12 protein-coding genes are annotated in these 15,242 nt (G+C 63.8%); all 12 read right to left on the bottom strand.

Annotated elements, in window-relative coordinates:
* Positions 1 to 15: 15 nt before the first annotated feature.
* A complete protein-coding gene (locus BLS48_RS07825; protein WP_091576513.1) occupies positions 16 to 1,998 on the bottom strand; it encodes an ABC transporter permease in 1,983 nt (660 codons plus the stop codon).
* Positions 1,995 to 3,080: a quaternary amine ABC transporter ATP-binding protein gene (locus BLS48_RS07820; protein ID WP_091576511.1), complete on the bottom strand. Its 1,086-nt coding sequence runs from the start codon at positions 3,078 to 3,080 to the stop codon at positions 1,995 to 1,997. Before BLS48_RS07820 ends, BLS48_RS07825 begins: the two co-directional genes overlap by 4 nt.
* Positions 3,081 to 3,157: 77 nt before the next feature.
* The gene (locus BLS48_RS07815) at positions 3,158 to 4,132 is read right to left on the bottom strand and encodes an ABC transporter substrate-binding protein (protein ID WP_091576509.1); all 975 of its coding nucleotides are present in this window, start codon (positions 4,130 to 4,132) and stop codon (positions 3,158 to 3,160) included.
* A gap of 440 nt (positions 4,133 to 4,572) precedes the next feature.
* The gene (locus tag BLS48_RS07810; protein WP_091576508.1) at positions 4,573 to 5,337 is read right to left on the bottom strand and encodes an SDR family oxidoreductase; all 765 of its coding nucleotides are present in this window, start codon (positions 5,335 to 5,337) and stop codon (positions 4,573 to 4,575) included.
* A 121-nt stretch (positions 5,338 to 5,458) separates the two neighbouring features.
* Positions 5,459 to 7,489 carry a dipeptide ABC transporter ATP-binding protein gene (locus BLS48_RS07805; protein ID WP_091576506.1) on the bottom strand — a complete coding sequence of 677 codons (2,031 nt, stop codon included), beginning with the start codon at positions 7,487 to 7,489 and terminating at the stop codon, positions 5,459 to 5,461.
* The gene (locus BLS48_RS07800; protein ID WP_091576505.1) at positions 7,482 to 8,360 is read right to left on the bottom strand and encodes an ABC transporter permease; all 879 of its coding nucleotides are present in this window, start codon (positions 8,358 to 8,360) and stop codon (positions 7,482 to 7,484) included. Before BLS48_RS07800 ends, BLS48_RS07805 begins: the two co-directional genes overlap by 8 nt.
* A complete protein-coding gene (locus tag BLS48_RS07795; RefSeq protein ID WP_091576893.1) occupies positions 8,357 to 9,310 on the bottom strand; it encodes an ABC transporter permease in 954 nt (317 codons plus the stop codon). Before BLS48_RS07795 ends, BLS48_RS07800 begins: the two co-directional genes overlap by 4 nt.
* A gap of 71 nt (positions 9,311 to 9,381) precedes the next feature.
* Positions 9,382 to 11,046 (bottom strand): ABC transporter substrate-binding protein, encoded by a 1,665-nt coding sequence (locus BLS48_RS07790; protein ID WP_091576503.1) that lies wholly within the window; start codon positions 11,044 to 11,046, stop codon positions 9,382 to 9,384.
* A 232-nt stretch (positions 11,047 to 11,278) separates the two neighbouring features.
* Complete coding sequence (locus BLS48_RS07785; protein ID WP_091576502.1) at positions 11,279 to 12,463, bottom strand: mandelate racemase/muconate lactonizing enzyme family protein; 1,185 nt, start codon at positions 12,461 to 12,463, stop codon at positions 11,279 to 11,281.
* Position 12,464: 1 nt separating this feature from the next.
* Complete coding sequence (locus BLS48_RS07780) at positions 12,465 to 13,571, bottom strand: mandelate racemase/muconate lactonizing enzyme family protein (protein WP_091576500.1); 1,107 nt, start codon at positions 13,569 to 13,571, stop codon at positions 12,465 to 12,467.
* 36 nt (positions 13,572 to 13,607) lie between these two features.
* Positions 13,608 to 14,300, bottom strand: coding sequence for a GntR family transcriptional regulator (locus tag BLS48_RS07775; RefSeq protein ID WP_091576499.1), 693 nt, complete (start codon positions 14,298 to 14,300; stop codon positions 13,608 to 13,610).
* A gap of 115 nt (positions 14,301 to 14,415) precedes the next feature.
* On the bottom strand, positions 14,416 to 15,204 hold the full coding sequence (locus BLS48_RS07770; protein ID WP_091576891.1) for a HalD/BesD family halogenase: 789 nt from the start codon (positions 15,202 to 15,204) through the stop codon (positions 14,416 to 14,418).
* Positions 15,205 to 15,242: the final 38 nt, after the last annotated feature.

The raw sequence follows: 15,242 nt of genomic DNA, 5'->3' as shown, positions 1-15,242 counted from the left end.
CCGTCGCGCCTCAGACTACCCCAATCTCGCCCGTGCTTTCGCCGTCCAGGCGTTGAACAGCCGGTCGGCGACGATGCCGATGAAGGCGATGGCGAGGCCCGCGACGATGCCGCGGCCGGAATCGGCCTTGGACAGCGCGATGAACACCTCCTGGCCGAGATCGCGCGTGCCGACCATGGCGCAGATGATGATCATCGCCAGCGCCATCAGGATGGTCTGGTTGACGCCGAGCATGATCTCCGGCAGCGCCAGCGGCAATTGCACACGAAAGAAGGTCTGACTCGGCGTGCAGCCGGAAACCTTGGCCGCCTCGATCAGCGCCGGCGGCACCTGCCTGATGCCGTGATTGGTGTAGCGGATGGCCGGCACCACGGCGAAGGCGACGGTGGCGATCATCGCGGTGACGTCGCCGACGCGGAACAGCATCACCACCGGGATGATGAAGCAGAACGACGGCAGCACCTGCAGCGTGTCGATAACAGGGGTGACGATCTTCTCGAGCCGGTCGCTGCGCGAGGCCATCAGCCCGATCGGAATGCCGATCAGGCACGCGATGAAGGCCGAGATGCCACAGAGATAGACCGTCGCCATGGTCTTTTCCCATAGGCCGGTCACCGCGCAGAAGGCGGTCAGTCCGGCGACCAGGGCGGCCAGGCGCAGGCCGCTGAGCTGATAGCCGGCAAGGCCGAGCAGGAACACCGCGCCCAGCCATGGGAACCCTTCGCAGAAGGCACGCACCGGATTGAGTACATTGAGGATCAGCGCCACGCGGAAGGCCTCGATCACGTCGAAGAAATTGATCGTCACCCAGTTCACCGCCGCTTTCCACAGCGGCGCGGTGGTGAAGGTGATCGCCTTCGGCACCGCCGCGAAGGCCGGTACGAACAGGCCGAGCAGTGTTGTCACGACAAGGATCGCGATAGCCAGGGTCAGATTGGGGTAGCGCCGCCAGAACACCGGGTTGGTTTCTTGATGGACATGGCCCTTCGCGTTGTTGTGCGCGATGGCCTGGCTTAGCCGGTCGAGCGCGATGGCCAGCGCCACAATGGCGAGCCCAGCCTCCATTGCCTCGCCGACCTTCAGCGCCCGCAGCGCCAGAAGCACATCGTAGCCAAGGCCGCCGGCGCCGATCATCGAGGCGATGATGACCATGTTGAGCGCCAGCATGATCACCTGGTTGACGCCGACCATCAGCGTCGGCCGTGCCGAAGGCAAAAGCACCCGCCACAGTTTCTGCCGCGCCGTGCAGCCGGCCATTTCGCTGAAGTCGTCGATTTCCGAAGGGACGCGCGACAGCCCCAGCATCGTCGCCCGCACCATGGGCGGCGTGGCGAAGATCGCGGTCGCGATCATCGCCGACACCGGGCTGTTGCCGAACAGCAGCAGCATCGGGATGAGGTAGGCGAAGGTCGGGATCGTCTGCATCAGATCAAGCGCTGGCGAGATGATAAGCCTTTCCGCCCATGGCTTGCGCCAGGCCCAGATACCGGCGAACAGCCCGGTGACGATGCAGAACGGCACGGCGATGGAAATCAGCGCCAGCGTCAGCATGGCGCTGGTCCACTGGCCGAACAGGGCGATGTAGAGGAAACAGCCGCCGACCAGCATGCCGAGCTTCCGGCGGCCAACGGCATGCCCGGCGAGGAAGGCGGCAGCGCACACACCGACCCAGGACAGCCGAGGCAGGATGACGGTATCGGCGCCATGGCCGAACTTGAAATTCTTGGCCAACAGATTGAGCGCGAAGTCGAGTGGCACGCCGAGCACCGCGGTGATCGAGCGCGTCAGCCAGGACAGGTTCGACTTGATCCAGCGCATCAGTGCGCTGACCCAGTCGGCGACCGGCACAACGGCGCTGTCGGGATAATTGACGGCCCAGAGCAGGCTGTCCTGCAGCAGGAACGTGACAAGCACGATGGCAAGCGCCAAGGTCCAGACCAGAAGCCAGACCTGAACCGGGCGCCCCCTTGCCTCGCTGGCGCTTGCCGTCGCCGTCATGCGCCGGCTCCGGAACGGTCGATGCCGGCCAGCAGATCGATCACCGCTTGCGGCGTCACCTCGCCGATCGGCTTGCCGGTGCCGTTGACCACCGCGAACGGCTTGCCGGCGGCAACGATGCTGGCCGAGAAGCTGGCGATCTTTGCATCCGGCGCTACCGTGCCGCCATGGTCGCTGCCATCGCAGGCGCGCATCAGGCCACGCGCCGAGATCACCTTGGCGCGGTCGACGTCGCGGGTGAATTCGGCGACATAGTCGGTCGCCGGATCGACCACCAGTTCCTCCGGCGTGCCGATCTGGATGACCTCGCCGTCTTTCATGATGGCGATGCGGTCGGCCAGCCGGATCGCCTCGTCGAAATCATGGGTGATGAAGACGATGGTCTTGTGCAGCATCGTTTGCAGTCGCATCAGTTCGTCCTGCATCTCGCGCCGGATCAGCGGATCGAGCGCCGAGAACGGCTCGTCGAGGAACCAGATCTCCGGCTTGGTGGCGAGGCTGCGGGCGATGCCGACACGCTGCTGCTGGCCGCCGGACAATTCGCGCGGATAGAACTGCTCGCGGCCGCGCAGGCCGACGAGATCGATGACCTCGCGCGCCCGCGCCTCGCGTGTCGGCCTGTCCTGCCCCTGGATGCTGAGCGGGAAGGCAATGTTCTCCAGCACGTTGAGATGCGGCAGCAGGGCAAAATTCTGGAACACCATGCCCATGCGATGCCGCCGCAGTTCGATGAGTGCCGCATCGGAAATTTTCAGCAGGTCCTTGCCTTCGAATTCGACCTTGCCATGCGTCGGCTCGACCAGCCGCGACATGCAACGCACCAGCGTCGATTTGCCGGACCCCGACAGGCCCATGATGATGAAGATCTCGCCCTGGCGGATCTCGAGATCGACGGCGCGCACGGCGCCTACCAGTCCGGCAGCAGCAACCTCCGCCATGCTGGCCTTGCCGTCGCGCTCGCGGATAAAATTGGCCGCGTTCGATCCGAACAGCTTCCAGACATTGCGGCAGGCAAGTTTTATTGGACGGGCATCCTTTGGCGTGCCCGCTGCGTCCGCCCCCTGTTCAGTCCTATCCGTCATCCAATCGTCCTTCTGGAATACCAGGAATTGAGACCCGGCTGGTCAACAGCCAGGTCTCATTTTTCCAGTCGGGTCGATTACTGCGCCCAGGCTTTCCAGTCGGCCTCGTGGGCGGCGATCCAGGTGGCGGCGACATCTTCCGGTGTCTTGCCGTCAAGGTCGATCTCGCCGCTCATCTTGTTGAGCTCGTCGGTGTCGATTGTGAAATTCTTCGCCACCTTGTACGCGACCGGCCATTTGTCCTTCATACCGGACCAGGAGTATTTCCAGATCTCGCCATGCGGCTTGCCGCAGTCATATTTGGCGTCCGGGTTCACGCCCCATTTCGGGTCGTTGTAGCACTCGGGCGTGTATTCAGGGAATTGCACCCATTCGCCCTTGTACTTGGCGGGCGCCCAGTGCGGTGAATAGATCCACAGCATGATCGGCGCCTTGCGCTGATAGGCAGAATCTAGTTCGGCGAACATCGCCGCGTCGGTTCCGGCATGGATGACGGTGAAGGGTAGTTTCAGCGCCGCGACACGCTCGTCGTCGAAGCCCTCCCAGGTCACAGGGCCGCCGAGATAGCGCCCCTTCGGCGCGGTCTCCGCCGTCGAGAACGACGCCGCGCATGTGGCGTCGAGCAAGGCATGCCAGTCCGGCAAGGTCGGGCATTTTTCCTTCATGTATTCGGGAAACCACCACTCTTCCTTGGCCTTCGGGCCGAGCTTGCCGAGCCGTTCGGTCTGGCCGGTGGCGTCGGACGCCTTCATGGCTTCGCCGGCGGTCGTGTCCCAGAATTCCAGCCCGACATCGAGGTCGCCATTGGTGAGACCCGTGGTCAGGCTGGAGAGGTAGTCGGCGGTCGGATATTCCACCGTGTAGCCGAGCTTTTCGAGGATCCCGCCGAGGATCTTGGCGTTCAGGTTGACGCTGGTCCAGTCGAACAGCGCGATCTTGATCGGGTCATTGGATTCGGGCGCGGCGGCTTGGGCGGAAGGTGTCAGCAGGCTGAGCGTCGCGAGCGCGACGGCGCCCATAGACAGTTTCGAGATCTGGCTGCGAAATGACATGCTTGTTCTCCTTCAAGCTGTGTGAAAGTTGTCGTTCGTTCCCTTCTTGCGGCTTTTCTTGATTGTGTTGGAAAGGCTGGTCGTTGCGCAAGGCCGTTGTCGCCATGCAGCGGCTAAAAGCCGGCGCAGGCGCGATGGTGCTCAATTCGAAGGTGGTGATGTCGTGCCGAAGGGGCCGCGTCATGGCTGCCGAAGGATTGCTGCCGAAGCAGTCATCCATGGATGGATTGCCGGCGCTGCGGCGCTCTGAAATTTGCGAGCCATCAAGGTCCCACGATTTCGGCTATCGGCCTCGGCAAGCCCCATCTTGCGAAACCGTTTCATGGGATGAAATTATATATACCAAGGTTCATCCCACGCAACGACTAACGCCTCGCGAGATGGATAATTTCAGACTGCAGGCGAAGTCCCCGACATCCTGCCCGCTTGAGCATTCCGTCCTACCAGCAGACGTAGCCGCCATCGACGATCAGGTCGAGGCCGGTGACGAAGCTCGATGCGCGGCTGGCCAGGAACACCGTCGGCCCGACCATCTCCTCCGGCGCTGCCATGCGTCCCATTGGCGTGTCACGTTTGAAGATCTTCACTTCTTCCGCCACCTCCGGCCGCTTGTTCATCGGCGTCAGCGTGTAGCCAGGACTGACGACATTGACCCGCAACCCGCGGTCGACCCACTCCATGGCGAGGCTCTTCGACATGTGGATGACGGCGGCTTTCGAGGAGTTGTAGTGCGCCTGCGTCAGCCCGCGATTGACGATGGTTCCCGACATCGAGGCGATGTTGATGATCGAGCCCTTGCGTCGCGCCAGCATCTTGCGGGCTTCGGCCTGGCACGACAGGAACACGCCGGCGACATTGACCTCGTGCACCTTCTGCCATTTCTCCAGCGACAGCGTCTCGGCGGGTTCCGAGCCGGCAATGCCGGCATTGTTGACGGCGACGGTCAGCGCGCCGAGTTCGGCCTCGACGCGCTCGATCGCCGCCGCGAGATCGCTCTGCGACGTCACCGTCCCGGTCAGCACCAGCGCCTTGCGGCCGAGTGCCGAGATCCGATGCGCGGTTTCGTCCAACCCACCCTTCGATGCATGACCGAAACAGGCGACGTCTGCACCTGCCTCGGCCAGTCCGATCGCGATTGCCTGGCCGATGCCGCTGCCGGCGCCGGTGACCAGCGCGACGTCGCCGTCCAGCTTGAAAAGATCCATCGATAGCCCTCCCTTGGCTCAGGGAGGGTATGCGCTGAACTGTGCTTGGATCAAGCGCACTCCGCGCAAGCGGACAGATAGTCCGTTGATGTTCAGAAATAGCCTTCGATGGCGATGCTCGCTATGCCGGTTCGGTCACGACCGCCTTCTGCAGCCTCGCCAACTCCCCATAGGGGATGTGGCAGCGGATCGAATGGCCAGGCTGCGCCTCGCTCAGCGGCGGCTCCTGCTGCTCGCAGACCGCACCGATCTTTCGCGGGCAGCGCGTGTGGAACACGCAGCCTGACGGCGGGTTGGTGGCGCTGGGGATTTCACCGTCAAGGCGAATGCGCGCCGTCTCGGTCTGATCGAGCCTGGGCACGGCCGACAGCAACGCTTCCGTATAGGGATGGTGCGGACCGGAAAAGACGTCTTCCGATGGTCCGAACTCCATGATGCGACCGAGATAGAGCACGGCGATCTTGTCCGAGAGGTACCGGACCACGGCAAGATCGTGCGAGATGAAGATGTAGCTGACGTCTTCCTTCGACTGCAGGTCGGCGAGAAGGTTGAGGATGGCCGCCTGCACCGAGACATCGAGCGCCGACGTCGGCTCATCGCAGACGACGATGCGGGGGTCGCCGGCGAAGGCGCGCGCAATGGCGACGCGCTGTTTCAGCCCGCCCGAAAGCTGGCGTGGCTTGACTGCGAGATGCCGGTCGGTCAGCCGCACCGAGCGGACGAGGTCGTTGAGGCGAGCCTCCAGCGCCTTGCCACTCAAGCCCGCCAGCCGCTTCAACGCGCGGCTGATCAGGTGCCGGACTGAATGCGAGCGGTTCAGCGCCGAGTCCGGATTCTGGAAGACGATCTGCATCGCCTTGATCTGATCGTCGCTGCGGTCTGCCAGCCGCGGCGCCAGCGCCTTGCCTTCCAGCTCGATGGTGCCGCCTTCGTCCGGTGGCACCAGGCCGAGCAGCAGCCTGGCGAAGGTCGTCTTGCCGCTGCCGGATTCGCCGACCAGCCCGAGCGTTTCGCCGGGCCTCAGATCGAGCGACACGTCCTTGACGGCACGCAGTGCGTGGCCGTGGCTGGCATAGGTCTTGTTCAACCCGGCGACGCGCAGCACGGGTGCCGCTGCTGCCCTTGGTGCAGGCGCGACATTGCTCGGTGTCGCGCGCGGCAGCGCCTGCGCCCTTTCGTGATAGTGACAGCGCGACAGCCTGCCACCGAGATCGTAGAGCGGCGGCGATTCGGTGCGGCAGCGGTCATCGGCGAGCGCGCAGCGGTCTGCGAAAGCGCAGCCCTTGATGGCGGCGCCGATGCCGGGCAGGAAGCCCGGGATGGTGTCGAGGCGACCCTGGTCCTTGCGCTGTCCGCCACGCGGCAGGCAGCGCAGCAGCGCCACCGTGTAAGGGTGGCGCGGATCGTTGAACACGACCTCCGTCGGCCCTTCCTCCACCAGCATGCCGGCATAGAGCACGCCGACCCGGTCGCACATGTTGGAGACAACCGCGAGGTTGTGGCTGATGAACAGGATCGAGGCCGACAGTTCCTGCCTGAGCTGCGCGATCAGGTCGAGCACTTCGGCCTCCACTGTCGCATCGAGGCCGGTGGTCGGCTCGTCGAGGATCAGCATCGATGGATCGTTGGCGAGCGCCATCGCAATCGCCACGCGCTGCTGCATGCCGCCGGAGAGCTGGTGCGGGTAGCGCTGCATGACGCTTGTCGGATCGGAGATGCGCACGCGGTTCAGCATGGCGATCGCGCGGTCCTGCGCCGCCTGTCCCATTATGCCGCCGAGCTCGAAAATCTCGGTCAACTGGCGGCCGATGCGGATCGACGGGTTCAGCGCCTTGCCCGGATCCTGGTAGACCATGGAAACGCTTTCGGCCCGCGCTCGCCTGAGCGCCTCGGCGTCCAGCTTCATGACGTCCTGGCCGTCGAGCGAGATCGCGCCGCCGGTGATCGAGCCGTTCCTCGGCAGATAGCGCACCACGGTGAGAGCCACGGTGGATTTGCCGCACCCGGATTCACCGACCAGTCCATAGGCTTCGCCCTGGCCGATGGTGAGGCTGAGATTGCGCAGCACCGCGCGGTTGCGCCCGGCGACGCGGTAGGCGACCGACAGATCGGCGAGCTCGAGCGCGTTTTCGGCGGTGACGGACTTAGTCATTGAGCGCTCCGTGAACGCCGTCGGCCACCAGATTGACACCGATCACCAGCGAGGCGATGGCCAGCGCGTCGAACAGCACCGTCCACCAAAAGCCGCCGCCGATCATGCCGTAATTGCTGGAGATCGAGAGCCCCCAGTCGGGCGAGGGCGGCTGGATGCCGAAGCCCATGAAGGAAAGCGTGGCGACCGCGAAAATGGCATAGCCGAGCCGCACGGTGGTTTCGACCAGGATCGGCGGGATGACGTTGGGCAGGATCTCGACGAACATCGTATGCAGCGCGCTTTCGTGCCTGAGCTGTGCGGCGGCGACATAGTCGAGTTCGCGCTCGGCGAGCACCGCCGAGCGCACGGTACGCGCAATGATCGGCGCGAAGCTCAGGCCAATGACGACGATGACGGTCGTCTTGGAGGTGCCGAGCGCGACGATCGCCAGCAGCGCGACGATGACCACCGGGATCGCCATGAAGGCCTCGAGGATGCGGCTGACGACATCGTCGACGATGCCTCGGAAATAGCCGGTGATGAGGCCGAGCGCCGTGCCGGCCACTGCCGCCAGCAAGGTCGCCAGCGGCGCGACGGTCAGGATATCGCGCGAACCGACGATGACGCGCGAGAAGACGTCGCGGCCGATCTGGTCGGTGCCGAACCAGTGCGCGGCCGAAGGCGGCGCCAGCGCGTTGATGATGTCGTCGGCAAGCGGATCATAGGGTGCGAAATGCTCGCCGAAAAGCGCGCAGCCCACCCAGAACAGCACGATGACAAGACCGGTGAGGAACGTGCCGGAGCGCAGCAGCGAAAACAACACCTCCGCCAGCGGGCCACGCTGGCGCGTATCGTCGGGTGTCGGGGAGCTGGTTGGGATGGCGCTCATTGATCTGACCCCAGCCGGATGCGCGGATTGAGCACGGAATAGAGAAAGTCGGCGGCAAGTGTCGCCACGGCATAGACGATGCCGATGGTGAGAATTCCCGATTCCAGCATCGGGAAATCTTTGCCGCGCGCCGCGGTGAAGATCAGCGAGCCGATGCCCTGGTAGCGGAACAGCGTTTCGATGACCACGAGGCCGCCAATGAGATAGCCGGTCTGCGTCGCGATGACGGTGATGGTCGGCAACAGCGCGTTGCGCAGCACATGCCGCCAGATCACCGTGCGCCACGGCAGGCCCTTGAGCACGGCTGTGCGCGTGTAGTCGGAATCGAGCGCCTCGATCATGCCGGAGCGTGCCATGCGGGCGATGTAGCCGAACAGCACCAGGAACAGCGGCAGCGAAGGCAGGATCAGATAATAGAGCTGGGTGAAGAAGCCGGCATCACGCGGCCATGCGGCCGATATCGGCAGCCAGCGCAGCCAGACACCGAAAATCAGGATCAGGATGATGCCGGTGACGAATTCGGGCAAGACGGTCACCGATAGGCCGCCGAGGCTGATGATGCGGTCGAGCGGGCGGTTGAGATTGAGCGCGGCAACGACGCCACCGAGGATGCCGATCGGCACCACCAGCACGAAGGCGACCGCCGCCAGCTTCATCGAATTGCCCAGCGCATCGATGACGAAGGGCGCTACCGGCGAGCGGAAGATATAGGACGTGCCCATGTCGCCCCGGACGAAGTTCCAGATCCAGGTCGCATATTGGGTAAGCAGCGGTCGATCGACACCGAGCGTATGATTGAGCGCGTCGACCGCGCGCTGATCGGCGAACGGGCCCAGTATGGCGCGCCCGACATTGCCGGGCAGCACCTGGCCACCCAGGAACACCATGATGCTGAGCAGGAACAGCGTGACGAGCGATAGAGAGACACGCCGGACAAAGAAGGAGAGAATGGCTAACACTCCTTGTGAAGCCAGCCCCCATGAGGGAGCTGGCTGTTAGAGGATTGGCTTTCCCTTCTGGCTCAGGCCTTCGATGCCTTGTCGAGGAACAGCTGCGACATCGCGGTCGGCTGCACGCCGGTGACACCTTTCGCCGTCGCTGTCAGGTAGTCGTAGAAATAGCCGAAGATGACGGGCGTTTCCTCGAGCAGCAGCTTCTGGATCTTGCCTGCCGTCGCCTTCTGCGCCTCGAGGTCGAGTGCGGCGATGTAGCTGGTCGCGAGTGCGTCGTAGTCCTTGTTCTTGAAGTGCGCCGCGTTCCAGGTGCCGTCGCTCTTGAGCGGCGCGGCAAGGAACACGTTCGGCACACCGCGGTGACCATAATCTGTGATGCCCATCACCGAATCCAGCCAGTTCGATTTGCCGAACACCGCGTCTCCGTAATAGGCGCCCTGGTCGAGGATGTTGAGTTCGAGCTCGATGCCGATCTCCTTGACCCAGTTCTGGATGAGCTGGGCGTATTCGGGGATTTCGAGGTAGCGCTCGGTGGTCAGCGTCACCTTGAAGCCCTTGCCGGCGCCGGCCGCTTCCATCAGCTGCTTGGCCTGCGCGATATCCTGCTTGCGCTGCGGCACGCTCGTATCGGTCGAGGGATAGGCAGGTGCGAACGGGCTGTCGTTGCCCGGTGAAGCCCGGCCTTTCATCAGGCCGGCAACCAGCTTGTCGCGGTCGAGGCTGAGCGCGATGGCACGGCGCACGCGCGGGTCCTTGAAGGGATCGGAATCGCAGCGCAAATGCAGTTGCTGGTGTGCGACCGACTTCAGGCTGATGATGTCGACATTCGGATCGTTGAGCAGCGCGACGCCGGCCAGCACTGGCATCTGGTTGATGATGTCGACCTGCCCACCCTGCAGTGCCAGGATCTGCGGCTGCGTATCGGCGAAGAAGGTGAACTCGGTGCGCTCGGGCAGTGCCTTCGGCCCCCAGTAGTCTTCGTTGCGGACGAAGGATGCGCCGACCTTTGCTGTGTACTTCTCGATCTTGAACGGCCCGGTGCCGTCGAAGCTCTTTTCGTAGTCGCCCTTGTAGCTCGCCGGGATGATGACGGCGTTGTAGTTGTCGGACGACACCATGTAGGGGAAGTTGCCGTTCGGGGCGTCGAGATGGAACTCCACCGTGTAGTCGTCGACCTTCTTGGTGGCGCCCTTCTGCAGGATGCCGGTGAACACCGACAGTGCGTTGGACGAATTGGCGGGGTCGGCAAGGCGGTCGATGCTGGCCACGACATCGTCGGCCTTCATCTCGCCGCCGCTGTGGAATTTCACGCCCTTGCGCAGCTTGAAGGTCCACACCGTGCCGTTGTCGTTCGGCTTCCAGCTTTCGGCCAGCGCCGGCTGCAGCACGAGGTCGGGTCCATCCACGCAGAGGAACTCCGCAACCTGCTGCATGACCAGCAGGCCGCCGGCATCGGCGATGGTGACCGGGTCGATCGTTGCCGCCGGCACGCTGCTGGCGACGCGGATCGTGGCGCCGGGCGCGCCCGCGGCGCGCGTCAGTGAGGGCATGCCGCCAAGGCCGGCAGCCATGCCGATACGGCCCAGCAGCGGCAGCGACAGGCCGAGCAGGCTGCCATGGCGGACGAAATCGCGGCGGCTGAGCCTGCCGTCGACGAGGCCGTCGATGAGGTGATTTTCAAGCGGCGAACGGTTGCGCCGGATGAGATCGAGAATGCGATAGTTCTTGCTCATGGGTTTACACTTTCCCCTATTTCTTATGGTTGACGAATTTCGTGGATTGCTCCGTTTCCCGCCGCCAGAGGCCTGTTGACCGGGACTGTAGCATGCGGTTTTGTCCGTACCATCCAGTCCTTGGCGTGGATGCGCCGGATTCTTGTCTGCACTGCTCCACCTGTACGTGGCCGACCTTCCCGACCGAAGTCGCGGCGGTTGGCTTCTTGTTGTCTTGGCCGCCAGTCGTCATCTAGTTCAGCGGCAAGCGGCGATAGGTTCCGGGCTTTGCCGGGTCATGATACTTGTTGCACGGTCCTTTCTCGGTAAAGTCTCTGTGACAGGCGGCGAGGTGTTCCCGCGACAAGCTGATGCCGAGGCCGGGACCTTCCGGCACGCGCACGACGTTGTTCTTCGGCGAAAACGGCCCTTGCTCGATGATATCCATCGGCAGCATGCGAAACAGCGATTGGTTCGGCTCCCTGATCCAGCCGAGCGCCGCGCACAGATGCAGGTAGGCCGCACTGCCGATGCCGCTGTCGCCGCTGTAGCACCAGAAATCGATGCCGGCGTGTTCGCAGGCGCCGACGAAACGCAGCAGGCGTCCGATGCCGCCATGCGTCGTCGGGTTGCCGACGAAAGCGTCCGGCACCTTGGTTTCCATGGCGCGCGCGATGTCGATGTTGTGGGTCGAGAACGGGATCGAGCAATGGCGCCGGAGCTCACGCATCTCCTCGATCGTCGCCACCGGGTCCTCCCAGTTGCGCACGCCGAGGTCTTCCAGCGGCCGCGCCAGTCGCCGCGCCGTCGCCAGCGAATAGGCCTGGTTGGAATCAATGCGGATCATCGCATCGTCGCCGAGTTTTTCGCGGATCAGCTCGACTATCCTGAGCGAAATCTTCGAATCCCGGGTCGAGAACTTGCCTTCGAAGAAGGTCGTTCCGTGCGTCTCGTGCAATTCGACGCAATAGTCGGCGACTTCTTCCGGCGTTGTCTCTCCCTTTACATTTGGCCCGTCGCCGCGCAGCGAAAAATAGTCGGTGAACGGGATGTCCTTGCGCACGGCGCCGCCAAGCAATTGGTAGAGTGGCTGGTTCCATGCCTTGCCGCGCAGATCCCACATCGCCATCTCGATGGCGCCGAAGGCCATGATGCGGGTGCGGTCGTTGATCGACTGCACACCGGTCCAGTAGGGCAGGCAGACATGCTCGGCGCCGGCGATGTCGAAGGCGTCACGGCCGGTCAGTCGCGATGCCAGACCATCGTTGATGATTGCCGCGGCTGCCGACGTCGGGGCCTCGCCGAGGCCGATCAGGCCATCCTCGGTCTCGACCTCGACAATGGTTGGCGAAAACCCGTCGAGCTCGCCAAACACCCAGGCGTAAGGCGCCTCGAGGCGCAGGTTGATCGGCGTTGCCGTGATGCGGCGGATTTTCATGTCAGCGGCCGACCTCGAAGAACGGCGCGCCGAGCAGGTCGGGAACGACGTCGATGCCAAGGCCCGGCCCGTCTGGAATGCCCATGCGGCTGCCGGTGACCGGTGGCATGTTCGACGCGGTGCGCACCGTCACCCATTCGTGGAAGGCGATCGCGTGCAGCCGGCGCTCCTCCGGCGTCGACAGCGACAGATGCGCCATGGCCGCGGTGTCGATTTCGGCGCCGCCAGTGTCCTCGACCGTGATCATGAAGCCGAGGTCTACGGCGAGATCGCGGACCTGCCGTGTCTTGGTCACGCCGCCGAGCCGCGAGATCTTCAGCGTCAGGCCGTCGGCCGCACCCTTGCGGTGGATGTCCAGCATGTCGTCCAGCGAGGCGACGGACTCGTCGAGGACCATCGGCTTGTCGAGCGAGCGGCGCACCGACATGCATTCGTCGATCGTGGTGCAGGGCTGCTCGAACGTATAGTCGATGGCGCGCGTCGCATCAGCGAACTGGCGTGCCTGATAGGGCGTCCAGCCGGCATTGGCGTCGCAGAAGATGACGGTGCCTTTCGGCACCGAAGCGGCGACCGCGGTGACGCGCTCGATGTCGTCATGGACGTTGCCGCCAACCTTGACCTGCAGCCGGTGGAAGCCGTCCTTGACGATCCGCTTCGCCAGCGCAGCCATGTCATCGACGCTGCCGTGGGTGACGACCTTGTAGAGTTCAGCCGTGTCGCTCTCCTGGCCGCCGAGCAGCGTGACCAGCGGCACGTCGGCGGCGCGTGCCGCGAGATCCCAGCAGGCCATGTCGAGCGCCGACTTGATGTAGGGATGGCCCTTGAACACCGTGTCCATCAGCCGTCCGATGCTGGCCAGCCCGCGCGGATCGTGGCCGATGAGATGCGGCGCGATCTCCACCACGCCGGCGCGAACGCCAGCGGCGAAGGCGGGCGAGTAGAAATTGCCGAGCGGCGCCATCTCGCCCCAGCCCGTCAAACCGCTATCAGAGGTAGTGGACACGATCACCGCGTCGAAGGCGTCGGCAACGCGCCCCTTCGACATGCGATAAGGCCCGTCCACGAAGGGCTGCACGACATGGTAGGCTTTTATGGTTTCGATCTGCACGTGTCTGTCCGTTGGCTGCGATGTCTGGGGAATTGGTCAGGCGCCTTTCGACGGGCGCTGTTCGAGGCCGCGCGCGTAAGAGAGAAGCTCTTCGAAATCGAGGTCGATGTGTTCGCGGGCATGGCGCTGGGCAGCGCGCATGTCGGTGCCCTTGAGCAGCGACACATAGATCTCGTGAATGTCTGCGGCCGGCACCGCTTCCTTGCGTGCCTGCTGGTGCAGCGCGAAATACATCTGCAACCGGCTGGTCAATCGCTGCCAGGTTTCCAGCAGCACCGAATTGTCGGCCCATTCGTAGATCAGGCCATGCAGTTGCAGCGCCGTTTCGATCTGGCGGGTGGTATCGCGGTTGCGGGTCGCCTGCTTCACCGTCTCGTGGCGCCGGTCGAGCTCATCGAAAAACCGCTGGTTGCGCAGTGGCCATGTCCGCTCGATGGCGAACTCGTCCAGCACCTTGTTGAGCGAATAGGCATCGTCGATGTCCTTGGCGGTGACATCGATGACGAAGGTGCCGGCATAGGGAATGCTGGTCAGGATGCCTTCCTGGACCAGCTCGCGCATCGCTTCGCGGAGCGGCGCGCGGCTGACCCGCATCTGTTCGGAGATCCGCAGCTCGTTGAGCTTCTGGCCGGGTTCCAACTGGCCCGTCAGGATCGCGCGCCGCAACAGCGCGACGATTTCGGCGCGGCGCGTGGTGTCCGCGATCGGACTGAAATCCGCTTTCCCCATTCGGCCACTCCCAAGGAAACCGAGAGTAAGACAAGCAGATTGTCGACAATCTGACAAGGGATTATTTTCGGATTTCGATGGCCTCGAAGCACGATGCGTCCTCGACAGTCGGTCCTCAGGCCGCGCGGCCGTAGAAGCCGATACGCTCCTCGTCGCTGAACATGACGCCGGGTTTCTCGTAGTAGGAGAAGACCGCGATCATGCGCTCGCGATTGCCTTCGACGGTGGTGACGCGGTGCGCGGTGTTCTTGCCGCGAAAGACGTTCAGCGTGCCCGGCTTCATACGCAGGATCCTTGCCTGCGGGTCGCGCCCTTCGAGCAGTCTGGCGACGCCGTCATAGTTGGGATTGTCGTCCGAACGGAGGCCGGTTCGGTATTCGAGATCGCCGCCGCGTTCCGACGCCTGCAGCAGAAGGGTGGTGGTGAATTCCGAACGGTCGAAATGCCAGTTGAGCGCCTCGCCGGCCCGATAGGCCATGACATTGGTGCGCGCCAGCGGATCTTGCATGACATGCAGCCGGCTCTTGCGCATTGTCGCCGCAAGGAAGCGCTGCAACGGTTCGTATTCGTAGATGGCGAGCACGACACTGCCGGGGATCTGGTCGGCACAGACGGTGTGGCTGATGGTCTCGACCTTGCGCAAGGCCGGGTGGTCGGGAGCAAGCTCGGGGATATCAGGCTTGAAGTAGATGTTGTGCGTCCGCTTGTGCACATGCGAGCGCGCATCCATGACAGGCTTGATCTCCCCCACCGCCTTTTCAGCGACGCCCGGGCGCAGAAACCCTTCGAGGTTGTACATGCCGCCGGCTTCGAGCGCCGCGATGGATTGTTCGACGAGGCGCTGCCATTCGGCGCTGCCTTCGCGGTCGAGCGGATAGCGGTCGAGATCGAGAATGTCTTTCATGGTCATGGGCTCCGAGGTTCCGAGCACATGAGACGGCA

This window comes from Mesorhizobium qingshengii (genome assembly GCF_900103325.1).
In the GTDB taxonomy this organism is placed as follows: Bacteria; Pseudomonadota; Alphaproteobacteria; order Rhizobiales; family Rhizobiaceae; genus Mesorhizobium; species Mesorhizobium qingshengii.
Note: the sequence above shows the minus strand (reverse complement) of the source record. Positions and strands in the feature narration are given on the sequence as shown.